Consider the following 23544-nt stretch of genomic DNA (forward strand, 5'->3'; position numbering starts at 1 on the left):
TCCCCGTTAAGGAAATTTCCGACGAGGGATCTACGATGAACATGACGGAACTTGCAAACCGTGGCCTTGTGCTTCTGGGCTGCGGCAAGATGGGGTCGGCCATGCTCGAAGGCTGGCTGAAAGGCGGTCTGCCCGCCGGTTCTGTCTGGGTTAATGATCCCAACCCATCGGACTGGCTGACCGCGCAGGGCGTGAACCTGAACGCCACCCTGCCCGAAAATCCCGCCATCGTGCTGATCGCTGTCAAACCCCAGATGATGCAGGACGCGCTGCCGACGCTGAAAAGCTATGGCAATGGCAGCACCCTGTTTCTGTCGGTCGCGGCTGGCATTGGCATCGCCACCTATGCGTCGCTTCTGGGCGACCGGACCCCGATCATCCGCGCCATGCCCAACACCCCCGCCGCCGTGGGGCGCGGCATCACTGCCCTGATCGCCAACAGCATCGCGTCAGAGGCGCAGATGGCCATGGCCGAAGATCTGTTGCAAGCCGTGGGCCAGACCGTGCGGCTGGAGAAAGAGGCGCAGATGGATGCCGTCACCGGCGTCAGCGGGTCCGGTCCGGCTTATGTCTTTCACATGATCGAATGTCTGGCGGCGGCGGGCGAGGCGCAGGGGCTGGCACCCGATCTGGCCATGACGCTCGCCAAAGCCACCGTTGCGGGCGCAGGCGCGCTGGCCGAAGCCGCCGATGAAACGCCCGCGCAACTGCGCAAGAACGTCACCTCGCCCAATGGCACAACGCAGGCCGGGCTAGAGGTGCTGATGGACACCGCCAAGGGCCTGCCCCTGCTGATGAAAGACACCGTGGCCGCAGCCGCCGATCGCTCAAGGGCGCTTGCCAATGGCTGAGGTGACGATCGACGATTTCCTGAAGCTCGACATCCGTGTCGGCACCGTCACCCGCGCGGAACCCTTCCCCGAGGCGCGGCGGCCTGCCATCAAGCTATGGATCGATTTCGGCGCAGAGGTGGGGCAGAAGAAATGCTCGGCCCAGATCACGCAGCATTACGACCCCGAAAGCATCATCGGCCAGCAGGTCATGGCCGTGGTCAACTTTCCGCCGCGCCAGATCGGGCCGTTCATGTCGGAATGCCTGACGCTCGGCCTGTCGGACGAGAATGGCGATATCGTGCTGATCGGCCCCAAAGCCCCGGTGCCCGATGGCGGCAAAATGCACTGACGCCTAGCCGCCCGGACGGTCGCCCACCGCCTCGCGCCAGTGGCGACGGCACAGCGAGACATAGGCCTCGTTCCCGCCGATCTGCACCTGCGCCCCGTCACGCAGCACCCGTCCATCCTGATCCTGCCGGACCACCATCGTGGCCTTGCGTCCGCAATGGCAAATGGTACGCACCTCGCGCAGCACGTCCGCCAGCGCCAGCAAGGTGGCCGATCCGGGGAACAGCTCGCCCCGGAAATCGACGCGCAGCCCGTAGCACATCACCGGCAGTTTCAGATCATCGGCCACGCGGGCCAGTTGCCAGACCTGTTCGGGGTTCAGAAACTGCGCCTCGTCAACAAAGACGCAGGCAATCCGCCCGCTATCCAGTTTCTCGGAAATCCGGGCATATAGATCATCGCCCGCGGCAAATGTCTCTGCTTCGGAGGAAATCCCGATGCGCGACCCGATCCGCGCGGCCCCTGCGCGCCGGTCCACCTGTGCGGTCAGCAGGTAGGTATCCATCCCGCGTTCGCGGTAGTTGTAAGACGCCTGCAACAGCAAGGTCGACTTGCCGGCATTCATCGTGGAATAGTGGAAATACAGCTTTGCCATGGCACACGATATGCCGCAGCCGCGCGTGCCCCTCAAGCCGGATCGGCGCGAGACAACGGATAAAAACGCGACGACAAGCCCATGCAGGCACGAAGGGGGCTCACACCGACATGATGCTTGCCGTCGCAAAACATTTAACCATTCCCGGCACAGGTGACCAAGGAATACACGCCCCGTCAGGTTCGGCCAACTGGCCAGGACCGACAAGTCCCCTTTCAAACCACACCGCAAAGCGGCAACTCTATACAAGACCCGCTCTATCATGGGCTTGCTTTATAAATGACATTTCCATTCTATACGATTAAGGGGAACCGCGGGTTGAATTTCCCGTGACGACTGGCAGATGAGGAATGCGGATGAACACCATCGGGAGTTACCTGAAAAAACACACCGAGGCGCTGGTGAAAGATGTAGGCATCGAACCCGCCTGCGACATCACCGGCAAATCCAAGGCAACGCTCGGCCGGTATTATTCAGACCACGAAGAACATGCAGACCGGTTCATGCCGATTGACGCCGTCGCCCGGCTGGAAGGGGCTGCCAGCTATCCGCATGTCACCGCGGCACTTTCGGAACTGCGCGGGCTGACCATGTCTCAGGACGACCGCCGCAGCAACTCTGACGGCCCCGGCGGGGTCAATAACGATGTCATCAAGCTTAGCCAGCGATTCGCCATGCTGATGGCCGAATACCAGATTTCCATTCAGGATGGCGTCATCACGGTGAACGAAGCCAAGCGGATGCTCAAGGAAACCCTGACCCTGCAACAAGTTCTTATCGACATGAAGCTGCATCTGGAGGACGAAACTGTCTGAAGCGCCCCCCGCTGAACGTCGCCCCCTTATCGAGGCCGAACGCTATGTGCCGGATCTTCTCCAGCAGTTCCTGTGCGACCTCGAAACCACGACCCACTCCACGCAAGTCTGGCAACTGATCGTCGGGCTGGGGCGGGATCTGCGCCTGCCCTTTGTCGATTTCTTCTCTACCAGCGGCTACACTGACTGGAAAAAGACGTTGTTTATCCGCACGTCCTACGATTCCCGATGGATGCAGGATCTCAATCTGGACCCGGAAAATGATCGCTGGTCGTATTTCCGCAGCCACGCGATGCACTGCCTGACGCCCATCACCATCGGGCTGGAATTTGTCGAGGAATATCACCACATCCCCGCCACCCGTGTGAACCTTCTGCGCGAGGCCGCAAAGCGCGGGATGCGGGCCGGCTTTTCAATTCCCCTGCGCCAGCATGCGCCACCGCAATCCGGGTTGTTGACCTTTGCGGGCGATCATTCGCGGCGCGAAATGATCGCAATCGTCAAGGCACATGGCTGGACATTGCACGCCGCCGCACTGGCCGGCCATCAGCGTTATATCTACCACTTCGCACAGGAATTCACCAACCGAAACCAGATCACCGACAAGCAGCAAGAGCTGCTGCGCCTGATCGGTCTGGGCACCAAAGACAAGGCCATCGCGCAGAAACTGGGCATTTCTGTCTCTGCCGTGCGTCAACGGATGAATGCCCTGATGCAACGCACCGGTGCCGCCAGCCGCCCAGAGCTTGCGGCGCTTGCCATGAGCATCGGCATCCTGCCCGATCCGCTGCACCGCGCTGATGAGGGCCCGTTCCCGGCGCTGATCGAAATGGACGAAGGCGGCAGCCGGACCCATCTGTGGCATACCGGCGCGGGCCTCAGGCAATGAGCCCCCTGCGGCACGCGATCACGTCACGCCTCACGTCGGATCAACCCCGCCAAATCACTGGAAATGCCCGGCCCCAAAGACTAAAGGTGCTCTCATGCTGACCCTGCTGACATTCGGTGAGAAAACCGCGCGCCCGCCCCTGCTGATCGTGCATGGCCTGTTCGGATCTGGCCGCAACTGGTCGGTGATTGCCCGCCGTCTGGCTGACAGCCGTCAGGTCATCGCGGTCGACATGCGCAATCACGGCGACAGCTTCTGGTCGGACAGGCATGGGTATCCCGACATGGCCGAGGATCTGGCACAGGTGATCCGCACGCTGGACGCCCCCGCCGACGTGATCGGCCATTCGATGGGCGGCAAGGCGGCGATGACGCTGGCATTACAGGAACCGGATCTGCTGCACCGTCTGCTGGTCGCCGACATTGCGCCGGTCACCTACGGCCACACGCAGGCCCGGTTCATCGAGGCCATGCGCAGTGTTGACCTCGGCACGGTCGAGAAACGCTCTGACGCGTCCGAACAACTGGCCCGCACGGTCGAGGACAAGACCTTGCAGGCCTTCTTCACCCAGTCGCTCGACGTCAAGGAACGCCGCTGGAAGCTGAACCTTGACGCGCTGGACGCCGAAATGCCCAAAGTCCTCGGCTTTCCCGAAATGACTGGAAAATTCGACAAGCCGACGCTGTTTCTGTCCGGCAGCGACAGCGATTACGTCCTGCCCGAACATCGCAGCACGATCCGCAACCTGTTTCCCAAGGCACGGTTCGCCAAGGTCACGGGGGCGGGGCATTGGCTGCACGCTGAAAAACCGCGCGAGTTTGAGGCATCGGCCCGCGCCTTCTTCGACTCGTAATGCCGGCCTGCGCTGAACAGAACCGACAGATTCGAAAAACCTGAATTTGCGGACAATATGGCGTGCTAAGCCTCCAGCACCCGCAAGTCCCCCTCCAGCCAGGGCAATTGCCGCAGCGCCGGCTCGATCACCATATCGGTCAGCAGCATCCGCATGGTCTGCGCCACGTCGCGCGGCACCTGATCGGCCCAATCGGCCCCGGCAAACAGCGAGATCCGGCGCGAGAATGGCTCGAACGGCACCGGATGGGCCTCGATCTCGGCGTGAAACCGTGCCGCCCGCATATAGCCCAGCGGCGTCGTCACCGCCCAGCCCACACCGCGCGCCACCAGCGCCATCAGCGACAGATGCGGCCCGATCTCGAACCTTGAGGGCCAGTTCAGCCCCTGCCGCGACAGATGCGATTCGATCTGCCGCCCGATCAGTTGCGCGCGGTCATGGCGCAGAAAGGGTCGCGTGTTCATCACCGCATCCGGTGCCCCTGCCCCGCGCGGCGCAACCACTATGTAAGGGTCTCGGACCAAGGGATATTCCGCCACACCTTCCAATGGATCTCCGGCGCTGGCCGCCACCGCGACATGCAGTTTCCGGGCCACCAAGGCCGCGCTGATTTCGTGACTGGGGGCCGAGATCAACCTGAACTGGCACTGCGTCATGCTTTCGGCAAGCAGCGTCACCAGCCGCGGCGTCAGATCATTGTCGAAATCGTCGATCATCCCCAGATTCAGCGTGCTCAGATGGGTGAGGTCCATCACCCGCAATTCGCTCTGCGCCAGACGCAACTGGCTTAGCACCGACTGCGTGCGTTGCAAGAAACTTCGTCCCGCGGGTGTCAACTGCATCGGTCTGCGCCGATGGTCCAGAAGATCGACATCCAGCGCCGTTTCCAGATTGCGCATTTGCTGGCTGACAGCAGGCTGGCTAAGCCCGGTTCGCTCTGACGCAAGCGCCACCGACCCCGTCGCCGCCAGCGCCTCGAACACTTCCAGACCCTTCACGGTTACGCCATTTATCACCGGTTTGCCCCCGCAGACAGTTTCATCTTTTCTGAAACTAACCCCGCGCCCCGTCAAGCCACCAATCGCGCCCGTGCTTCGATGAACGTGATTGCGTCGCACCTAACGGCCCCGGCAAAAACGACAAAGCCCCCTGCCTGGAAGGTCAGGCACGGCTGCCCAGCGCCGGGTGCGGCCCCGGCCATTACATTACCGGCAAAGACGCTCTGCGTTCCCCGCGAACGCCTTGTACTTCTTCCAGAAAACCTCGTGGTTCAGCCGGTCGGACTGGCGGATTTCCTGCGCCTGATGCGGGTCGGAAAAGAACCGTGCGGCCATGCGTTGATCGCCGCCGTCAAGCGTCTGGTTGGCCACGGTCTGGATGCAGCCACATAGCTGCGGATTGCGCGCCTTGCGATCAGAGGCCATGCACGCCCTGCTGATCGGTCCCGTTGACAGGCGCATCACCGCGCCGCCGGATTTCACCACAGTCCGGTTGCCACCGCCGCAGCTTGCCAGCACAGATACCAGCACAAACATAATGACTAAACGCATTTCACTGCTCCGCTTGTGCCGGGATGCGGAGGTTATCCTCTCTTGTCCGGCACTGATTGCCTCTGACTCTATCCTGTCCGATCTATGGCCAGATTTCAATTCACAACAGCAATGCCGGACCAAAACGTCCTGTTTCTGTCAGCCGGTGATCTCGAATCCTGAAATATCCGGCGAGGCGGGCAGTTCCTCGACCTCTATGTCGCGCACCGCCGCCGCACCGGGGCCGTCGCGCAGCCGGTCCAGCATTTCCTCTACCGCGTCATCCGGGCCGATGAGCATCGCCGACACCGATCCGTCATCATTGTTTCTGACCCAGCCGTGCAGGTCACGCTTTTGCGCCTCTGCCTGCGTCCAGGCCCGAAACGCGACGCCCTGGACCTGGCCCATCACCCGCGCCTTTCTTGCAATTTTCCGTCTCATGGTGATCTCCTCTTCTGCCATCAACACAAACTGGCGCGCGCAGCGGTCATATCAAGTGTTTCCGCCGCATCGTGGCACCTTGACCGTTGCCGCAATCCGCATCATATCGGCTTGCATGACAAAGCTCTCGCATATCCGCAATTTCTCGATCGTTGCCCATATCGACCACGGGAAATCCACCCTGGCCGACCGGCTGATCCAGTCCACGAACACCGTCTCGGACCGCGAGATGAAAGAGCAATTGCTCGACGCGATGGATATCGAGCGCGAACGCGGCATCACCATCAAGGCCAACACCGTCCGGATCGAGTATATCGCGGAAGATGGCGAGACCTATATCCTCAACCTGATCGACACCCCCGGCCATGTCGACTTTGCCTATGAGGTCTCCCGCTCCATGCGCGCGGTCGAAGGCTCTTTGCTGGTCGTGGACGCCACACAGGGCGTCGAGGCGCAGACGCTGGCCAATGTCTACACCGCCATCGACGCCGACCACGAGATCGTGCCGGTCCTCAACAAAATCGACCTGCCAGCAGCCGAACCCGAACGCATCGCCGAACAGATCGAGGATGTCATTGGTATCGACGCATCCGATGCCTGCCTGATTTCCGCCAAAAGCGGCATCGGCATCCCGTCGGTGCTGGAGGCGATCGTCAACCGCCTGCCGCCGCCCCATGAAGGCGACCCCGACAAGCCGCTGAAGGCCATGCTGGTCGATTCCAAATACGATCCCTATCTTGGCGTCGTCGTCATTGTGCGCGTCATCGACGGCGTGCTGAAAAAGGGCCAGCGCATCAAGATGATGCGCACGGGTGGCACCTATGACATCGACCGGATCGGCGTCTACCGCCCCGCCATGCAGGCCGTCACGGAACTCGGCCCCGGCGAGATCGGCTATATCACCGCCCAGATCAAACAGGTCCGCGACACCCGCGTCGGCGACACGATCACGACCGAGAAGAAGGGCTGCGAAACCGCCCTGCCCGGCTTCAAACCCTCGATTCCGGTGGTCTTCTGCGGGCTTTTCCCCGTCGACGCCGCCGATTTCGAGGATATGCGCGACGCCATCGAAAAGCTCGCCCTGAACGACGCCTCCTTCACGTCGGAGATGGAAACCTCAGCCGCGCTTGGCTTTGGCTTCCGCTGCGGCTTCCTCGGCCTGCTGCATCTGGAGGTCATCCGCGACCGTCTGGAACGCGAATACAATATCGACCTCATCACCACCGCGCCTTCGGTGATCTACAAGATCTTCATGCGCGACGGGACAGAGATTGAGCTGCACAACCCCGCCGACATGCCCGACCCCTCGACCATCGACCATATCGAGGAGCCGCGCATCAAGGCGACCATCCTCGTGCCGGACGACTATCTCGGCGATGTGCTGAAACTGTGCCAGGACCGCCGCGGCATCCAGCTTGATCTGACCTATGCGGGCAGCCGTGCCATGGTGGTCTACGATCTTCCCCTCAACGAAGTGGTGTTCGACTTCTACGATCGCCTGAAATCGGTAACAAAAGGTTACGCCAGTTTCGACTACCAGATGCTGGATTACCGCGAGGATGCCCTCGTCAAGATGCAGATCCTGGTGAACGATGAACCCGTCGATGCGCTGTCCACCATGGTCCACCGCGACCGGGCCGAAATGCGCGGCCGCGCGATGTGCGAAAAGCTGAAAGACCTGATCCCGCGCCACATGTTCAAGATCCCGATTCAGGCGGCCATCGGCGGCAAGGTCATCGCCCGCGAAACCCTCGCCGCGCTGCGCAAGGACGTGACCGCGAAATGCTACGGCGGCGATGCCACGCGGAAAAAGAAGCTGCTGGAAAAGCAGAAGGCCGGCAAGAAGAAGATGCGCCAGTTCGGCAAGGTCGACATCCCGCAAGAGGCGTTCATCTCCGCCCTCAAGATGGACGGCTAGGCCACCCTGCCCGCACACCATCGTGATCGCAATCCCCCTGCAAGGGTCGGCACCACTCCGCTAGAGTGCGCTGAAACACCCATGCAGGAGGCACATATGCGCCCGGTTTTGACCCTCGCCCTGATCCTCGCCGCCCAGACCAGCGCGGCAGAGGTCTGCGATTTCCGTCCCAGCATCATGGCAGGTAAGGCCGGGTCCGTCGCCCGCGACGTGGCAACGGGTGCGGCCAGTGCCGCCGCCAACCGCGTCAAGGCCGTGGGTGCCTACACGCTGGAAAACCCCGTCACCGGTGCCACCATGATCAGTTCCGGCGTCACCAGCGCCACCGCTGCGGGCACCAGCATCGCCACCGGCGCATCCGGCGCGCTTGGCACCGCGACGGCCATCGCCACCGCCCCCGTCACCATCGTGATTGCCGGACTGACCGCCGTCGCCCTGGGCGGGTACGAAGGTGCCTGCTATTTCAAGGCCGACCGCATCACCGACTATGACGAGATTCTCTACATCATGCAGAATCTCGCCGCCAATTCCGATCCCACCATGTTCGCGCTGATCCCGTCCGGCACCGACTATGTGACCCTTGAAGGCAAACCCGCCACCGCGGGCGAGGCCAAGATCCGCGTCGCCTCCCCCGGTGTCGGCCCGTGGATCCTAGACGTCGACAAGCTCTACATCTCGGACGGAGTCCTCATGCACCGAGACCGCCTGCGCAACACCGTCATCGGCAATGTCGGCTTGCAGGTGATGGAGGCGGAGGCAGAGTGATTGCTGTTCGCAGTGTCTACGCTATGGTGTTATCGGTAACCCGCCAGAAATATGACAAGTCTCAGCTTGACGCCAACCTCACAATGACTTTGATAGTGTGAATAAATTACACTTGGAACTACATTATGACGCTAGCCATTGTCTTTCATATTGAAGGCGCAGCTTACGTCGTTTCGGATTGCTTGGTGTCTCGGGGCACAGACATACTTGATAGCCCTCACACAGCGTTCACTTCGGAAAATATCAAAGCCAGACATACTGCGATTTTGCTACGAAAGCAGCTTTTTCTAGATGACAGCACAGTGCTGCTCGCGGCTGGCAATATGTCTGATATTTTAGGTTTCTTTGTTAGCATGAGAGACTATTGGAATCTCCTCAATGAACACGAAAAACACCCAGAGAAAATTCGAAGTCACTTTGAGAACTTCTTTTACGGACGAAGGCCAATAGAAATGATGGCGCTCAAAATGATGGACGGCGTTTGGAACTTTCAGGGATTTAACTTTAAGACAAGAAATATTTCCGGCCTGGCAGACGTTCATGCAATTGGCTCCGGCGCGATAGATGCTTTCGAAGACCTAGACAATTTCTGCAAACGTAATAGCGAGCGCCTTTGCGGCACCAATATGCATGACAAGATACATGCTGTTCGCGACTTTATCGCCATTAAGAATCTAAAACGCTACTTCACCCCAGAGAGTGCAATGGACAAAACATGGGGAGGTGTCCTTGAAGAAAGCATATTTTATGAAGAACCGCGAGGTTGGAACCGATTTGGTAATAAAATATTTGTCACAATCGACGTTCAAGTAATTCAAGGGAAAATTAGCTGTGCACCAGGATTGATCTTCCACCTATATCGCTCGGACGACGAAAATCCATGCTTATGTACCGTTAACTACGGTACGTCTTCCGTTGCCGGTCAGTGGCCAATTATTGTACTTGGCGGAACCCCTAAATCCTTGGACTTCGTCGAGTTTCAACCCGAGATAGTGAACGCGCATTTCACTTTCACATCTGAAAACGGAAACCGACGTACTGGGTGGTCGAAACGGTTCACCGCGGAGGATCTTAAGGAAAATGGCGAGGGGTTCATCTTTTCGGGTGACCCGATTTTGCTTCCTTTCAATGGGCCAACATTCCATCAGATGGCTTTGGAGTGTCTTCGGCTCATTGCAGAATCACCAGAGATTTTTGATCGCTTGGATCAAGCCGAGCAATTTCGTGCTCTCCTGTAGCGCAGGCAGGACTGCTTCAGGGTACTGTTGCAAGTGGGAAAATCTCAAATCCCCCGATCCCAGAAATCCCGCTCTGCCGTGTCGCCGCTCAGCGCCTTGACGGCTTTCCAGCGGGCATAGCCTTCTTCCATCTGGCGGCGTTTCTCGGCGAGGGAGACGTTTTCCCATGTCTCCAGCCGTTCGCATTGGAACATCGGGATCACGGCGGCGACGGCCTTGCCGTGTTTGGTCAGCCAGATCCGCCCCCCCGAATGGCGGACCCATTCGGTCAGCCGGCCAGAGTCGCGGCGGAAACTGCTTAGCGGGGTGATGCGATATTCTGTCTTCATGGGGGAATGCTGGCACGGACAGATTACCACGATCTGAACGCGCCGCACGTTGCAGACCCGCCGCGGCGATGCCTCACAACCGCCCCGTGTTTGCGGGTGGCACCGCACCCCAAAGGCATTTGTACATATCGGGCGTACAAAACGCACAAAAGGCCTCAAACCATTTCCCGCACAGCCCACCCAAACACGCGCCATTTCACGGGGTCACCCCCTACGGCGCGCCGTGAATTGCAGCAGCGAAACCACCTTTCCGTTGGGTTCCGCCGCATTCGCGCAACAAAATTGACGCAACGTTATCGCTGAAAAAATCCGCAAATTGCCCGCGAATTTGACTGTCGCGTTAACTGGTTTTTCCGGCCAATAGTCCGGAACATCTCAACGAAGATCCGATTTAACGTATATATTTCAATGCATTAAGATTATCTCCGTGAAATCCCGACACGCCCGCCAGACAGACCTTGCACGGCGGTTCCGGAACGCTTTGCGAATGGGCGATTTACAGAACGACGAATCGCGCTTTACAAAGAATGGCATGCTATTCGTCGAGTCACCTGCAAGGGGTCGCGCCAAGCGCACCGGTTCGGATCACAGGCAAATCGCCTTTGTTCCGAAGACTGGCGGCGGATCGCAAGCACGGCAAAGAGCCGCAAGCTCTGCCAAAACCGGGGAACCTGCTGAATGCCCCTAAAAAAACGACCAACATGGAGTAACTGAATGACGCCCAAATTTTATCCATTGGCTGCGATTGCCATGCTTGCCGCCGGGGGTGCCACTGCGGGCACGCTTGATGATGTAAAAGCCGCCGGCCAGTTGAAATGCGGTGTAAGCCAGGGTCTGCCCGGCTTCTCAACCCCAGATGACAGTGGTAAATGGACCGGACTGGATGTTGACTATTGCCGCGCCGTAGCAGCAACCGTTCTGGACGATCCCGAAGCCGTCGAATTCGTATCGCTGTCGGCCAAGGACCGCTTTACCGCGCTGTCCTCGGGCGAGATCGACATCCTGTCGCGCAACACCACCTGGACGATCACCCGCGACACCGATCTTGGGATCACCTTCACCGGCATCAGCTATTACGATGGTCAGGGCATGTTGGTGCCCGCAAGTCTTGGCGTGACATCGGCGCTGGAACTTGATGGCGCGACGATCTGCACCAATACCGGCACCACGACAGAGTTGAACATCACCGATTACTTCAAGCAGCATGACATGACCTTCGAACTGGTCGCGCTTGAAAATTCGGACGAGGTTGTCGCCGCCTATGGTGCCGGCCGCTGCGATGTCTTCACCACCGACCGGTCCGGGGTTGCCGCCGAACGCCTGAAGCTGGCGGATCCGGATGCGCATGTCGTTCTGCCCGAAACCATCTCGAAAGAGCCGCTTGGGCCGTCCGTCCGCGCCGATGACAAAGAATGGGAGCGCGTGTCGCGCTGGGTTCTGAACGCCCTGATCGAAGCCGAAGAATATGGCATCACCTCGGAAAATGTCGATGAGATGATGAGCTCCAACAACCCTTCGGTTCAGCGCATCCTGGGCGCGGGCGACAACGATTATGGTGCCGCGATGGGTCTGACCAAGGATTGGGCCGCGCGCGCGATCAAGGCCGTCGGCAACTACGGCGAGATCTATGACCGCAATGTCGGCCCCGACACACCGCTCAAGCTGGAGCGCGGCGTCAACAACCTGTGGAACAACGGCGGCTTCATGTACGCGCCGCCGATCCGCTAACCGAATAGATCCGACCACGAATGAAAGGGACGGGCCAACCCCGTCCCTTTCCCAAAAAAAACAAAAAATCTATTCGACGGGGAACCAACATGAGCTCCATCAGTGACAGCGATGACGCCGTCCGGAGCGAGCGTAGCGGTCTGGCCGCGCTTGTCTTCGACGCCAAGGCCCGATCGCTCTTCTTTCAGGTCATCCTGGCCGTTTTGATTATACTCGCCGCCAGCATCGCCGTGCGCAACGCAGGCGCAAACCTGACAGAACAGGGCCGAGAATTCGGTTTCGACTTTTTCGACCGCCCTTCCGATATTCAAATTCTCACCACCTTCGGCACCTGGCTTCTGGACTACGAGGCCGGTCAGAACACCGTCTGGGACGTGTTCCTTCTGTCGATTGCCAACACGCTGATCATCTCTGTCGCGGGCGTGATCTTTGCCACGCTCTGGGGCTTTCTGCTGGGCATATTCCGGCTGTCCCATAACTTCGTGCTGAACTCTTTCGCCACGATCTATATCGAGCTTCTGCGCAACGTGCCGCTGCTGTTGCAGATCTTCTTCTGGACTGCCGTGCTGCGCCTTGTGGCCCCCGGTCCGCGCGAAGAAGGGTGGTTGATACCCGGATTGCTCAACTTCAATTCCAAGGGCATCTATGGCCCCTATCCGCTGGTCGAAGAGGGGTTCAGCTACACGCTGATCGCCTTTGTGATCGCCTGTGTCGCGGCCTGGGGCTTTGCCCGGTGGGCCAGGCGCAATCAGGACCGTACCGGCAAGCAAAGCCCTGTCGGCCTTGTCACCGTTGCGCTGCTGATCGGCCTGCCGACGCTGGTCTTTCTTGTGACCGGCCGCCCGATGGCGATCGAATGGCCCAACTTCGTGACAGAGGGGCCGATCCTGCGGCGCGGTTTCGAGAATGGCATCGGCAGCTATATCGCGCCGGAATTCTTTGCGCTGTTCCTTGCGCTTACAACCTACACCGCCGCCTTCATCGCCGAGATTGTCCGTGCGGGCATTCAGGCCGTCCCCAAGGGACAGTCCGAGGCCGCAGGCGCCCTTGGGTTGCCGCCCGGTCTGGCGATGCGCAAGGTAATCCTGCCGCAGGCGTTCCGGGTGATCATCCCGCCGCTGACCTCGCAATACCTGAACCTGACGAAAAACTCGTCGCTCGCCGCCGCGATTGGCTATCCCGAACTGGTCGCCGTCTTTGCGGGCACCACGCTTAACCAAGTGGGTCGCGCGATCGAAATCATTGCAATCGTGATCCTTGTCTATCTGACGATCTCATTGCTGACATCGGCCTTCATGAACTGGTTCAACAACCGCGTGAAGCTGGTAGAGCGGTAGGGAGAGCCACATGACAACGCACCATAACGCCGCTTTCGTCCGCACCGAAGATGCCCCCCTGATGGAGGCCCCCTCTTCCCAGATCGGGCTGCGCGCCTGGCTGTGGAAGAACATCTTCGCCTCGATGGCCGATTACGCGACACCGGGCAAGGCTGTCATATCACTGCTGATGACGGTCATCACCATTTTCACCGCATATGCGCTGATCTGGATGACCTGGACCTTGCTGGATTTCGCGCTCTTTTCGGCCACCTTCTTTGATCCCGAAGGTCTGAAACGCGACGCCTGCCTTGACGAGGCCGGTGCCTGCTGGCCCTATGTGAAGGCCAAATGGTATCAGTTCATGTATGGGTTCTACCCCCCGGAAGAGGTCTGGCGGGTGAATGTCTGCATGGGAATGCTGGCCATCGGCATTGCGTGGCTTGTCTTCCCCCTGCCGCATCGGGGCAAGGTCGCCCTGTTCATGCTGTTTGCCTATCCGGTCATCGCCTTTGTGCTGCTGAACGGCATGCCGATCGAACATGAGGGCGATATTGGCCAGGTCGTTTCCGGCGTCTGGTTTCCGCTGATCCTGGCCGGTATTGCCTTTGCGGGCTGGTGGCTGGCAAGGTCCGACCGCTACGGCGACGTGGTCAACGCAATGGCACCTGCCCTGCTGATGGCGGCCATCGTGCTGGGTATCTTCGCGGGGCTGCCGCTGGTGACGATGGCGCTGGACCTGGCGCTTGGCACAGAGGTCGTCGAGACCAACAAATGGGGTGGCCTGACCATCACGCTGGTGGTGGCGATCTTCGGCATCGTGATTTCCTTGCCGGTGGGGATGCTTCTGGCACTGGGGCGTCAGTCCAACGCGCCGATCATCCGCTACAGCTCGATCATCTTCATCGAGGTGGTGCGGGGCATTCCGCTGATCTCGGTTTTGTTCTTCGCCAGCGCGATGCTGCCCTACTTCCTGGAACCGGGTGTGGACTTCAACAAACTGTTGCGCGCCATGATCGGCGTGGTCCTGTTTGCCTCGGCCTATATGGCAGAGGTCATCCGCGGCGGCCTTCAAGCCATCCCAAAGGGCCAATACGAAGGCGGCATGTCGCTGGGGCTCAGCTTCTGGCAGCAGATGCGGCTTATCATCCTGCCGCAGGCGCTGACCACCGTCATTCCGGGCATCGTCAACACGTTTATCGGCCTGTTCAAGGATACGACGCTGGTCCTGATCATCTCGATCTTCGACCTGCTGGGCATCCTGTCTGCCACGCTGAAAGACCCCGAATGGTCAACGCCGACCACCGCCTATACCGGCTATCTTGTCATCGCCCTGATCTACTGGATCTTCTGTTTCAGCATGTCGCGATATTCGGTTTACATGGAAAACAAACTCGACCGCTCTCACCGGTGAGGAGATAGAATATGTCCGAACACGCAACCGCCCGCAAGGAACTGGCCGTCTCTGACGAGGTCGCCATCGACATCCGGGGAATGAACAAGTGGTACGGCACATTTCATGTGCTGCGCGACATCAACCTGACGGTTTATCAGGGCGAACGGATCGTGATTTGCGGCCCCTCCGGGTCGGGCAAATCCACGCTGATCCGCTGCATCAACGCGCTGGAAGAACATCAGCAAGGCTCTATCGAGGTGGACGGCACGCGGCTGACCAATGACCTGAAGAACATCGACAAGGTCCGGTCCGAGGTTGGCATGTGCTTTCAGCATTTCAACCTGTTCCCACACCTGACGATCCTTGAAAACTGCACCCTGGCGCCGATCTGGGTCCGCAAGGAGCCCAAGAAACAAGCCATTGAAACGGCCATGCATTTTCTTGAAAAGGTCAAGATACCCGATCAGGCGAAGAAATACCCCGGCCAGCTTTCGGGGGGGCAGCAGCAGCGCGTTGCCATTGCGCGGTCGCTTTGCATGAAACCACGGGTCATGCTGTTTGACGAACCCACCTCGGCGCTGGACCCGGAGATGATCAAAGAGGTGCTCGACACGATGATCGAACTGGCCGAAGAAGGCATGACCATGCTGTGCGTCACGCATGAGATGGGCTTTGCCCGTCAGGTGGCGAACCGGGTGATCTTCATGGATCAGGGGCAAATCGTCGAACAGAACGAGCCCGAGGCGTTCTTCAACAACCCGCAATCCGACCGGACGAAGCTGTTCCTCAGCCAGATCCTCGGACACTAGGGCGGATCAGCCACCAATCTCTGCGCAGTCATGCAAGGCCCAAGCGATGTCGCGTTGAAGACGCGGAGGCGGGATCTGTCTGGCCGGGGTTTGTCGCGGTACATCCTCGTCAGACCCGGTGCCAAGAATAAGGCGGAACTCTTGCTTGCTGTCTTCGTCAAGATGCGCCCAGACTTGGGGACCAATATAAAGGCTTTCTGTCCACGCGCCGTCAGCCAGAACCAGTTCGTGCCGGTCGAACAGGAAATGAATATATTCCAACGGCGCGCAGCTGTTGTCGATCGCAACGCCTTTCAGCCCGCAGAGCTTTTTGGCCGCGATAACGGTTTCTCTCGTTCCAATCATCGGTTCGACTGCACTTGACTGAATCAAGATGCGATGCTGCTGGGAGACCCGAAAATCGCATCTGGGTTTTCCCCGCCCCAAAGCACCGGCAGAGATTTGGACCGGCCGGGCCTTCGGCTGCGCAGTCAGAAAACCGGCATCAACGACACGCCGACCAATCCAGCGGATCGGCTGCATCCCGTGATCCTTTGTCAGCACAAGGTCGCCAATCCGCAATGCGTCGGCACGTTTTTCGCCCTGCGACGTCAGAATGCGTGTTTCGCCGACAAAGCAGATCATCTGCTGAATAGGCACTGCCCCGGTTGACAACACGCTGCTGCCATCATTGAACCAGGTTTCCATTTCCACGTTGATCGTGGTTCCACCGGCCGGATTTGGCTCGTAGTCGATTTCAAAATTTCTCAACGCGTAGCCGGACGGGGTCGGTACAAGGCGTGGATCGCCAACAGGAATGGTTTCGACAATCGTGATCGTTTCCGCCGCATTCGCCGGATCGGGATAGGTTACCGTCACTGTAACAGCGTCAACGTCCAAGACCGGCGGCGGCGAGCCGATCTCCGCCGTCAATTGCGATGCGTCAAGAACCTGCACCGCCCCGCCATTCTGACCAATCGCGCCGCCGGTGTTGTCAAGATCGTTCAAGCCACCGTTGCGTCCTGCTGTCAGGCTGCTGCCAGCCCCCACGCCTACACCTGAAATCAACGCACCAAAGTCATCCTCCAATGCCTGCGCCTCGTCCGTGAAGTCACCGCCGCGGTTTTGCCGGCCGTCGGACATGAACACGATGGAATTGCTCGCCTGATCGCTGACACCCTGCGCTGTCCAGCTGTCGTGTATTTTGGATAAGGGGGCTGCGAAATTCGTCGCCCCTCCGGGGGTCAGCGCATCTATATCGGCTTCAAATTGGACAAGCTCATCCAACGTGTAGACCCCGACCAGCGATGCATTGCTGCCGTACTCGACCAACGTGACCGTCACCGCCGACGGGTCATAACCGTTCTCGATATAGGTCTTGAACAATTCCTTGGCCGCGTAAGCCTGTGCTTCCAGAAAAGAGTCGACGATGCCGTCGCCATCGACGTCGGACCTTGATGACCAGCCCGCGGAACCGGAGGTGTCGACCGCGATCGCGACATTCAGTTCTGGCGAGCCTTGCGCCCCGATATTCACCGTATGGTCGATGCTCAACGTGTCGAAAGAAGTATCCGGAATTGTGCTTGTCGTTGTTACCGGAACATCGCCAACGGTTGTGTTTACGGTAACTACTTGATCTGCCATTTCCAAAAACCTTGCTGGCCGCGATGTGCGAACTCACTAGCCAACAAAGGTTACGTTTGCTTTTTCCTGATCCTGAATGGGTCGAAAATCTCGCTCAAAAGTCTTGAAAAACTTAACTAAAGTGGCTGCATGAATGGCGCGCGCGTACAAACTGAAGTTCCAATTCAGCTATGAATGTCGCAAGTGCCAAAACGGAAAACCAAAAGGATCGCCGATCCCGGAGAGTTTGCCAGACCTGCGAGTCTCCCGGGTGCAGAGGGAAAGCTGCACGGTCGTGACAGCGACGCGGCACTATTCATGATCCGCAAGACCGTCGGGGCAGTCGGCAGATCCGGCCAGCGCTACTGTTTGGCTTCACGTTGGGGCTGAAACTGGCATATGTTGCGTGTCAAACGGCGCAGGGCAGAACAGGATGGCACGGTTCACCTTCATCACGTTGACGCTTGTCGCGTTGCTGGCCATCGGGCTTTGGCAAGGCGGGCTTTGGCCATGGGTGGCGCTAAGCTTTGTGACTGTCTTCACCTATATGATGGACCGTCTGATCGGACCCGGCGCATCACCCGCTCCGGGGCAGGAGTTTCCGGCCGGCGACGCTTTGGCCGTATCGCTGGCCGTCGCGCATCTGGTGCTTCTGGCGGCGGGGGTCTGGACGATAGCGGGCGGACATCTGACAGGCGTGTCCGCGGTGGCTGCCTTTATCGGGCTGGGGCTGTTCTTCGGACAGGTCAGCAACGCCAATGCCCACGAACTTGTTCACAGATCGAACCGTTGGCTGCGGCGGCTTGGGGTGACGGTCTATGTGTCATTGCTATTCGGGCATCATGCCTCGGCCCATATCAGGGTGCATCATGTGAATGTCGCAACAGCTGCCGACCCCAACAGCGCCCGCGCCGGAGAAAGCTACTACCGCTTTGCCACCCGCGCCTGGGTCGGGTCATTCCGGGCAGGGTTACGGGCGGAAACAGCTCTTCGGGCGCGCGCCGCCTCGCCTGCGCTGCTGCATCCCTATGCGGTCTATCTTGGTGGGGCGGGTGCCGTGTTGATCGTGGCGTTTCTGCTGGCAGGTTTCACGGGCGTCCTTGTGCTTTGCGGGCTGGCAGCCCATGCGCAGATGCAGTTGCTTCTGTCGGATTATGTGCAGCATTACGGGCTTCGCCGCCATCAACGTGCCGACGGCCGAACGGAACCTGTGGGACCGCAACATTCGTGGAACGCGCCGCAGTGGTTTTCGTCGGCACTCGTGCTGAATGCGACGCGCCATTCCGATCATCATCAGCGCCCTGCCACCCCCTATCCGGCGCTGGATTTGCGGCCTGCTTCCATGCCGATCCTGCCCCGGTCCTTGCCGGTCATGGCGATGCTGGCGCTTTGGCCACCCCTGTGGCGCCGAGTGATGGACCCGCAGGTTGCCAAGTGGGACGCGAAAAACCGGCAGGGCGCTGCCGTCTGACTGCATCGTGAGCGTGACAGGCTTCCCCCGGCGAACCACATCTGGCAGGGTGACCGTATGAGACGAATTCAGCTTTCCCTTGTTCTGGCCCTGGCGGTCTGTCCCGGCATCGCCGCATCGCAAAGCGCCATGTCAGCCGCGGAATTTGAAAGCTATGTGCAGGGCAAGACGCTGTATTTCGGCTATGATGGCGAGGCTTACGGGGTCGAGCGGTATCTGGGCAACCGGCGCGTGCAGTGGTCGTTTCTGGATGGGCAATGCAAGGACGGCTTCTGGTATGAAGAGGCCGATCAGATCTGCTTTGTCTATGACGACACGCCCGATCCGCAGTGCTGGACCTTTTACCAAGAGCCGGGCGGCCTGAGGGCGATTTTCGAAAATGATCCCGACGCGACGACGCTGTACGAAGCACAGCAGGATGATGATCCGATGCTGTGTTTAGGCCCAGAAGTCGGGGTCTGACCGGCAATCGACACGGCGCGACCCTCACCCAGATGAATGTTCGGCACGCCTGCCACGCGAGAGGCGCATTTGCCTGTTCCCGCCCGTGCCTGACTAGAACAAAGACCCCTGTTCGGGCGGTTTGGGCTTTGACCGTTTTGCCTTGGTGCCAGCCCCACCGATTTTGAAACGACCGTCGGAAAACTCTAACTCAAGTCCCGACGCATCGGCAGCGGCCACCGTGTTGGTGATGACCTTGTCGTCGCCGCGCACAATGGCATAGCCCCGTGCCAAGGTGGCGCGATGGCCCAGGGTTTCACGCAACCGGTCAAGCCCATCCAGCCGCGCCTTCGCCTCATCGACGCGGCGGGTTTGCGCCTCGCTCAGCCGTCGTGTCAGGTCAGTCAATGCACGATGCTGTTGTGTCACCTCACTGCGGATCGGGCGCGGGGTCAGCCGTGCGGAAAGCGCGTCAAGCGCGGCGCGCCTGTTCTCCGTGCTGCGTGACAGGGCGGGCGCAAGACGTGGACCCAGCACAGAAAGGCGGCGGCGTTCCCCCTCGATGGCGCGGCGCAACAGTGACGGCCGCAAGCTGCCCGCGACATCGGAAAGCGCCACCCGGCGCACCTGAACCGAGCGGATCAGCGCGGCGGGCAGGCGGTCCGATTGCGCATCAAGCCTTTGGCGCGGGCTGTCCAGCAGCGTCTCCGGGCGCGGCAGGGCGCGGGCAAGGTCGCGCAGCCGTTGACCATTGCGATCCAATCGGCTGGTCAACGCATGGCCCAGCCGCGCCTGCGCATCCCCGACCCAGGACAGCAATTCCATCCGCACCGGAACCGCATGTTCGGCGGCGGCGGTCGGCGTCGGCGCGCGCAGGTCCGACACAAAGTCGATCAAGGTGGTGTCGGTCTCGTGTCCGACGGCGGAAATCAAAGGGATCTCCGATGCTGCGGCGGCGCGGGCGACGACCTCTTCGTTGAACCCCCAAAGATCCTCGATCGAGCCACCACCCCGCGCCACGATCAACAGATCGGGCCGGGGCAAGGCGCCCCCCGGTGTCATGGCGTTGAACCCGCGAATGGCCTTCGCCACTTCCGGCGCGCAAGCCGCCCCTTGAACCGCCACCGGCCAGATCAGCACCTTGCGCGGAAACCGGTCGCGCAGCCGGTGCAGAATGTCGCGGATCACCGCCCCCGAGGGCGAGGTCACGACGCCGATGATCTCTGGCAGGTAGGGCAGCTTTTTCTTGCGCGCAGGATCGAACAGCCCCTCGGCCTGCAAAGCGGCCTTGCGCTTTTCCAGCATCGCCATCAGCGCGCCCATGCCTGCGGGACGAATATCCTCGATCACGATCTGATATTTGGATTGTCCGCCAAACGTGGTGATGCGGCCCGTGGCGATCACCTCCATCCCTTCTTCCGGCTTGGTGGCCAGACGCCCTGCCACGCCTTTCCAGATCACCCCCGAAATCACCGAACGGTCATCCTTGAGATCTAGATAGACATGCCCCGAGCGCGGCATTGACACGCGCCCCACTTCGCCACGGATGCGGACATGGCCAAATTCGCCCTCGATCACGCGTTTGATCGCGCCGGAAAGCTCCGTGACGCTGAATTCGGGGGAGTTTTTGCCGGGAATGGGATCGTCGAAAAGATCGGACAAAGTGCTGGTTTCCTGCCTGTTTGGGCGCAGTGTAATCGTCCCAATGCCCAAGGCCAAGCAGGCTTGCTCAGGTCAGGCGAAAACTGACAGTCTGGCGATATGGTGCGTGCGTTCCTGATCCTTGGGCTTTGCCTGCTGGCCGGTTGCAGTCCCGGTGCCAGCCATCTGCCCAACCCGCTTTCGTTGCCGGGTCAGGCGGTTGCAACGGGACTGGAGAACGCGGCCTACAATGCCCGGCGGGCGCGGCTTGCATGGTATGTGCAGCACCACCACGCTCAGATCATCGATGAGATCGCCGCTGGGACCGGCCCCCGGATCAGCACGGCGATGGAGCTGGCGCGTGTACCGGCGCACAGGCAACACGAACTGCTGACCCGGCTGCGCGAGGATATTGCGCTGTACCGGAAGGATGCCGCGGCATTTGTTGTCGCCTTGATGGTGCACGGGCCCTAGCCGCGCTTGTGCCTTTTGGCGCGGCACCCTAGAAGGCGTGCAACGTGACAACGGGCAGAGGCGATGCAATGAACATCCTCATTCTTGGCGGCGGCGGGCGCGAACATGCGCTGGCATGGGCGGTGATGCAGAACCCCAAATGCGACAAGCTGATCGTGGCACCGGGCAATGCGGGCATCGCCCAGATCGCCACCTGCGCAACGCTCGATATCGAAGACCGTGCCGCAGTGGTGAATTTCGCCGAGGCCGAGGCCATCGAGCTTGTCATTATCGGGCCCGAGGCACCCTTGGCTGCTGGCGTTGCTGACCGTTTGCGCGACGCCGGGTTGCTGGTCTTCGGCCCCTCCGCCGCCGCTGCCCGGCTGGAGGCGTCCAAGGCCTTCACCAAAGAGATCTGCGATGCCGCAAACGCGCCCACCGCCGCTTATGGCCATTTCACTGATGCCGAAGCCGCCAAGGCGCATGTCCGGGCGCAGGGTGCCCCCATCGTGGTCAAGGCGGATGGGCTTGCCGCAGGCAAGGGTGTCATCATCGCCGAAACCGTGGCCGAGGCCGAAGCCGCCATCGACGACATGTTCGGCGGCTCCTTCGGCGCTGCGGGCGCAGAGGTGGTGATCGAGGAATTCATGACCGGCGAAGAGGCGTCGTTCTTCGTGCTGTGTGACGGCGAAAGCGTGCTGCCCATCGGCACCGCGCAAGACCACAAGCGCGTCGGCGAAGGCGACACCGGCCCCAATACCGGCGGCATGGGTGCCTATTCCCCCGCCCCGGTCCTGACCGACGAGATTGCCGAACGCGCCATGGCCGAGATCATCCGCCCGACCATGGCCGAAATGGCCCGGCGCGGCACGCCTTATCAGGGCGTTCTTTACGCTGGCCTGATGATCAAGGACGGCGCGCCGCGATTGGTGGAATATAACGTCCGGTTCGGCGATCCGGAATGTCAGGTGTTGATGATGCGCCTTGGCGCTCAGGTGCTGGATCTGATCCATGCCGCAGCCGAGGGCAGGCTGGCGGATGCGCAGGTCAACTGGGGAAACGATCATGCGATGACGGTGGTGATGGCGGCGGACGGCTATCCCGGCAGCTATGAAAAGGGCGATGTCATCTCTGGCCTTGAAACCCTGCCCGAGGACAGCTTTCACATGATGTTCCATGCCGGCACCAAACTGTCGGACGGTCGCATCACCGCCAATGGCGGACGCGTGCTGAACGCCACCGCGCGCGGTGCCAGCCTGTCCGAAGCCCGCGACCGCGCTTATGCGCTGGTCGACGGCGTCAACTGGCCGGGCGGCTTCTGTCGTCGCGACATCGGGTGGCGGGCGCTCTGACGGAACCGCGCGTCATCGACGATGCATGACATCGTCAAGGATTGCACAGCCACCATATGCATCCAAGGATCCCGGCGCTTCGCCGTCTCGTCATCACGTCCCGAAAGCACCACTCCGACGCGCGCACTCCGACCGCATCGAACGAAATGCCGCGCCCATTGCGGTTCGTCGGTGCCAAATAGCACGCAAATCAAATAGGGTGGTGCCACACCCATAGCGGCAATCCCGCTCTCCACAGGCACGACGCATGCAGAGCGCGGCGAGCGGGACCAAGCCACGCGCGAAGCAGCAGACGCCGCGCCTTGCTTCGCATACAAAACGCCAGAGTTTGTTCTTCAGATCTGTTTTACAGGCATCTGGACGACCAATCCGTCCAGCTCATCCGTGACCTTGAGTTGGCATGTCAGCCGGGACCGTTCCGGATCAGGCTCGAATGCAAAATCCAGCATATCCTCTTCCATGTCGTCGCGGGCAGGCAATTTCTCGACCCAGGCCGGATCGACATAGACGTGACAGGTGGAGCAGGCACAAGCCCCGCCGCAATCGGCCTCGATACCGGGGATATTGTTGTCGCGCGCGCCTTCCATAACAGTCAGCCCATTGGCCACATCGACCACATGCTGTGTTCCGTTGTGCTCGATATAGGTGATCTTCGCCATCACTGGCTCCTTGTTTCTCAGTATTTTGACCTTCCTAGCCAAGCCACCACGCGCGCACCACCCCAAATGGGCGTTTGCGCGCTGCAGCGGACGCTGTGCATGGTGATAAGGGCCATAAGCTCG

24 protein-coding genes are annotated in these 23544 nt (G+C 60.2%); 16 read left to right on the forward strand and 8 right to left on the reverse strand.

All coding sequences use genetic code 11. The features are described from left to right. Positions 1-35 precede the first annotated feature (35 nt). Positions 36-851 (forward strand): pyrroline-5-carboxylate reductase, encoded by an 816-nt coding sequence (proC, locus tag DMZ65_RS12065; RefSeq protein ID WP_116599145.1) that lies wholly within the window; start codon positions 36-38, stop codon positions 849-851. Then, positions 844-1182: a tRNA-binding protein gene (locus DMZ65_RS12070; RefSeq protein WP_116599146.1), complete on the forward strand. Its 339-nt coding sequence runs from the start codon at positions 844-846 to the stop codon at positions 1180-1182. The genes proC and DMZ65_RS12070 overlap by 8 nt, the downstream gene beginning before the upstream one ends. 3 nt (positions 1183-1185) lie before the next feature. Here the strand turns inward: DMZ65_RS12070 and DMZ65_RS12075 are convergent, their stop codons facing one another. After that, entirely contained in the window at positions 1186-1776 is a 591-nt protein-coding gene (locus DMZ65_RS12075) for a thymidine kinase (protein ID WP_116599147.1), read from the reverse strand. A gap of 356 nt (positions 1777-2132) precedes the next feature. Here DMZ65_RS12075 and DMZ65_RS12080 point away from each other — a divergent pair, with 356 nt between their 5' ends. The 3 genes from DMZ65_RS12080 (at position 2133) to DMZ65_RS12090 (ending at position 4333) form a co-directional block, all read left to right on the forward strand. Then, positions 2133-2591: a hypothetical protein gene (locus DMZ65_RS12080; RefSeq protein WP_116599226.1), complete on the forward strand. Its 459-nt coding sequence runs from the start codon at positions 2133-2135 to the stop codon at positions 2589-2591. Between the two features lie 46 nt (positions 2592-2637). Next, the gene (locus tag DMZ65_RS12085; protein WP_116599148.1) at positions 2638-3480 is read left to right on the forward strand and encodes a helix-turn-helix transcriptional regulator; all 843 of its coding nucleotides are present in this window, start codon (positions 2638-2640) and stop codon (positions 3478-3480) included. 94 nt (positions 3481-3574) lie between these two features. After that, on the forward strand, positions 3575-4333 hold the full coding sequence (locus tag DMZ65_RS12090; protein WP_116599149.1) for an alpha/beta fold hydrolase: 759 nt from the start codon (positions 3575-3577) through the stop codon (positions 4331-4333). A gap of 65 nt (positions 4334-4398) precedes the next feature. Here DMZ65_RS12090 and DMZ65_RS12095 read toward each other — a convergent pair whose 3' ends face one another. From DMZ65_RS12095 to DMZ65_RS12105, 3 genes are all read right to left on the reverse strand, one after another. Then, positions 4399-5346 carry a LysR family transcriptional regulator gene (locus tag DMZ65_RS12095; RefSeq protein ID WP_116599227.1) on the reverse strand — a complete coding sequence of 316 codons (948 nt, stop codon included), beginning with the start codon at positions 5344-5346 and terminating at the stop codon, positions 4399-4401. Between the two features lie 192 nt (positions 5347-5538). Further along, positions 5539-5883: a hypothetical protein gene (locus tag DMZ65_RS12100; protein ID WP_116599150.1), complete on the reverse strand. Its 345-nt coding sequence runs from the start codon at positions 5881-5883 to the stop codon at positions 5539-5541. Positions 5884-6021: 138 nt separating this feature from the next. Then, positions 6022-6303, reverse strand: a complete 282-nt coding sequence (locus DMZ65_RS12105) for an acylphosphatase (protein ID WP_116599228.1) — start codon at positions 6301-6303, stop codon at positions 6022-6024. Positions 6304-6418: 115 nt separating this feature from the next. Between DMZ65_RS12105 and lepA the strand changes: the two genes are divergently transcribed. The 3 genes from lepA to DMZ65_RS12120 all read left to right on the forward strand — a co-directional run bounded on the left by lepA (position 6419) and on the right by DMZ65_RS12120 (position 10224). Then, on the forward strand, positions 6419-8221 hold the full coding sequence (gene lepA / locus DMZ65_RS12110; protein WP_116599229.1) for a translation elongation factor 4: 1803 nt from the start codon (positions 6419-6421) through the stop codon (positions 8219-8221). 96 nt (positions 8222-8317) lie between these two features. After that, on the forward strand, positions 8318-8986 hold the full coding sequence (locus DMZ65_RS12115; protein WP_116599151.1) for a hypothetical protein: 669 nt from the start codon (positions 8318-8320) through the stop codon (positions 8984-8986). A 125-nt stretch (positions 8987-9111) separates the two neighbouring features. Continuing rightward, positions 9112-10224 (forward strand): hypothetical protein, encoded by a 1113-nt coding sequence (locus DMZ65_RS12120; protein WP_116599152.1) that lies wholly within the window; start codon positions 9112-9114, stop codon positions 10222-10224. A 44-nt stretch (positions 10225-10268) separates the two neighbouring features. Here DMZ65_RS12120 and DMZ65_RS12125 read toward each other — a convergent pair whose 3' ends face one another. Further along, positions 10269-10553 (reverse strand): type II toxin-antitoxin system Phd/YefM family antitoxin, encoded by a 285-nt coding sequence (locus DMZ65_RS12125; RefSeq protein ID WP_116599153.1) that lies wholly within the window; start codon positions 10551-10553, stop codon positions 10269-10271. 714 nt (positions 10554-11267) lie between these two features. Between DMZ65_RS12125 and DMZ65_RS12130 the strand changes: the two genes are divergently transcribed. The 4 genes from DMZ65_RS12130 (at position 11268) to DMZ65_RS12145 (ending at position 15802) form a co-directional block, all read left to right on the forward strand. Then, complete coding sequence (locus tag DMZ65_RS12130; protein ID WP_116599154.1) at positions 11268-12281, forward strand: amino acid ABC transporter substrate-binding protein; 1014 nt, start codon at positions 11268-11270, stop codon at positions 12279-12281. Positions 12282-12370: 89 nt separating this feature from the next. Continuing rightward, complete coding sequence (locus DMZ65_RS12135; RefSeq protein ID WP_116599155.1) at positions 12371-13618, forward strand: amino acid ABC transporter permease; 1248 nt, start codon at positions 12371-12373, stop codon at positions 13616-13618. A 10-nt stretch (positions 13619-13628) separates the two neighbouring features. Next, positions 13629-15011 carry an amino acid ABC transporter permease gene (locus DMZ65_RS12140; protein ID WP_116599156.1) on the forward strand — a complete coding sequence of 461 codons (1383 nt, stop codon included), beginning with the start codon at positions 13629-13631 and terminating at the stop codon, positions 15009-15011. An 11-nt stretch (positions 15012-15022) separates the two neighbouring features. Next, entirely contained in the window at positions 15023-15802 is a 780-nt protein-coding gene (locus DMZ65_RS12145) for an amino acid ABC transporter ATP-binding protein (protein ID WP_116599157.1), read from the forward strand. 6 nt (positions 15803-15808) lie between these two features. On the opposite strand, the gene DMZ65_RS12150 is transcribed toward DMZ65_RS12145, so the two are convergent. Next, positions 15809-17425: a Hint domain-containing protein gene (locus DMZ65_RS12150; RefSeq protein ID WP_116599158.1), complete on the reverse strand. Its 1617-nt coding sequence runs from the start codon at positions 17423-17425 to the stop codon at positions 15809-15811. Positions 17426-17837: 412 nt separating this feature from the next. Between DMZ65_RS12150 and DMZ65_RS12155 the strand changes: the two genes are divergently transcribed. Both DMZ65_RS12155 and DMZ65_RS12160 read left to right on the forward strand, forming a co-directional pair. Continuing rightward, positions 17838-18875, forward strand: coding sequence for an alkane 1-monooxygenase (locus tag DMZ65_RS12155; RefSeq protein WP_116599159.1), 1038 nt, complete (start codon positions 17838-17840; stop codon positions 18873-18875). 57 nt (positions 18876-18932) lie between these two features. Then, positions 18933-19337: a hypothetical protein gene (locus DMZ65_RS12160; RefSeq protein WP_116599160.1), complete on the forward strand. Its 405-nt coding sequence runs from the start codon at positions 18933-18935 to the stop codon at positions 19335-19337. A 93-nt stretch (positions 19338-19430) separates the two neighbouring features. Here the strand turns inward: DMZ65_RS12160 and xseA are convergent, their stop codons facing one another. Next, on the reverse strand, positions 19431-20978 hold the full coding sequence (gene xseA / locus DMZ65_RS12165; protein ID WP_116599230.1) for an exodeoxyribonuclease VII large subunit: 1548 nt from the start codon (positions 20976-20978) through the stop codon (positions 19431-19433). A gap of 99 nt (positions 20979-21077) precedes the next feature. Here xseA and DMZ65_RS12170 point away from each other — a divergent pair, with 99 nt between their 5' ends. Beyond that, positions 21078-21431, forward strand: coding sequence for a hypothetical protein (locus DMZ65_RS12170; RefSeq protein ID WP_116599161.1), 354 nt, complete (start codon positions 21078-21080; stop codon positions 21429-21431). 68 nt (positions 21432-21499) lie between these two features. Further along, the gene (purD, locus tag DMZ65_RS12175) at positions 21500-22762 is read left to right on the forward strand and encodes a phosphoribosylamine--glycine ligase (protein ID WP_116599162.1); all 1263 of its coding nucleotides are present in this window, start codon (positions 21500-21502) and stop codon (positions 22760-22762) included. A gap of 335 nt (positions 22763-23097) precedes the next feature. Here purD and DMZ65_RS12180 read toward each other — a convergent pair whose 3' ends face one another. Beyond that, the gene (locus DMZ65_RS12180) at positions 23098-23421 is read right to left on the reverse strand and encodes a 2Fe-2S iron-sulfur cluster-binding protein (protein ID WP_084353987.1); all 324 of its coding nucleotides are present in this window, start codon (positions 23419-23421) and stop codon (positions 23098-23100) included. Positions 23422-23544: the final 123 nt, after the last annotated feature.

Source organism: Primorskyibacter marinus, assembly GCF_003313245.1.
GTDB classification, from domain to species: domain Bacteria; phylum Pseudomonadota; class Alphaproteobacteria; order Rhodobacterales; family Rhodobacteraceae; genus Primorskyibacter; species Primorskyibacter marinus.

Bases quoted from the DNA above. Each gene is read 5' to 3' on its own strand.
- proC (WP_116599145.1), top strand. From the start codon at position 36: ATGAACATGACGGAACTTGCAAACCGTGGCCTTGTGCTTCTGGGCTGC.
- DMZ65_RS12070 (WP_116599146.1), top strand. From the start codon at position 844: ATGGCTGAGGTGACGATCGACGATTTCCTGAAGCTCGACATCCGTGTC.
- DMZ65_RS12075 (WP_116599147.1), bottom strand. From the start codon at position 1,776: ATGGCAAAGCTGTATTTCCACTATTCCACGATGAATGCCGGCAAGTCG.
- DMZ65_RS12080 (WP_116599226.1), top strand. From the start codon at position 2,133: ATGAACACCATCGGGAGTTACCTGAAAAAACACACCGAGGCGCTGGTG.
- DMZ65_RS12090 (WP_116599149.1), top strand. From the start codon at position 3,575: ATGCTGACCCTGCTGACATTCGGTGAGAAAACCGCGCGCCCGCCCCTG.
- DMZ65_RS12100 (WP_116599150.1), bottom strand. From the start codon at position 5,883: ATGCGTTTAGTCATTATGTTTGTGCTGGTATCTGTGCTGGCAAGCTGC.
- DMZ65_RS12105 (WP_116599228.1), bottom strand. From the start codon at position 6,303: ATGAGACGGAAAATTGCAAGAAAGGCGCGGGTGATGGGCCAGGTCCAG.
- lepA (WP_116599229.1), top strand. From the start codon at position 6,419: ATGACAAAGCTCTCGCATATCCGCAATTTCTCGATCGTTGCCCATATC.
- DMZ65_RS12115 (WP_116599151.1), top strand. From the start codon at position 8,318: ATGCGCCCGGTTTTGACCCTCGCCCTGATCCTCGCCGCCCAGACCAGC.
- DMZ65_RS12120 (WP_116599152.1), top strand. From the start codon at position 9,112: ATGACGCTAGCCATTGTCTTTCATATTGAAGGCGCAGCTTACGTCGTT.
- DMZ65_RS12125 (WP_116599153.1), bottom strand. From the start codon at position 10,553: ATGAAGACAGAATATCGCATCACCCCGCTAAGCAGTTTCCGCCGCGAC.
- DMZ65_RS12130 (WP_116599154.1), top strand. From the start codon at position 11,268: ATGACGCCCAAATTTTATCCATTGGCTGCGATTGCCATGCTTGCCGCC.
- DMZ65_RS12135 (WP_116599155.1), top strand. From the start codon at position 12,371: ATGAGCTCCATCAGTGACAGCGATGACGCCGTCCGGAGCGAGCGTAGC.
- DMZ65_RS12140 (WP_116599156.1), top strand. From the start codon at position 13,629: ATGACAACGCACCATAACGCCGCTTTCGTCCGCACCGAAGATGCCCCC.
- DMZ65_RS12145 (WP_116599157.1), top strand. From the start codon at position 15,023: ATGTCCGAACACGCAACCGCCCGCAAGGAACTGGCCGTCTCTGACGAG.
- DMZ65_RS12150 (WP_116599158.1), bottom strand. From the start codon at position 17,425: ATGGCAGATCAAGTAGTTACCGTAAACACAACCGTTGGCGATGTTCCG.
- DMZ65_RS12155 (WP_116599159.1), top strand. From the start codon at position 17,838: ATGGCACGGTTCACCTTCATCACGTTGACGCTTGTCGCGTTGCTGGCC.
- DMZ65_RS12160 (WP_116599160.1), top strand. From the start codon at position 18,933: ATGAGACGAATTCAGCTTTCCCTTGTTCTGGCCCTGGCGGTCTGTCCC.
- DMZ65_RS12170 (WP_116599161.1), top strand. From the start codon at position 21,078: ATGGTGCGTGCGTTCCTGATCCTTGGGCTTTGCCTGCTGGCCGGTTGC.
- purD (WP_116599162.1), top strand. From the start codon at position 21,500: ATGAACATCCTCATTCTTGGCGGCGGCGGGCGCGAACATGCGCTGGCA.
- DMZ65_RS12180 (WP_084353987.1), bottom strand. From the start codon at position 23,421: ATGGCGAAGATCACCTATATCGAGCACAACGGAACACAGCATGTGGTC.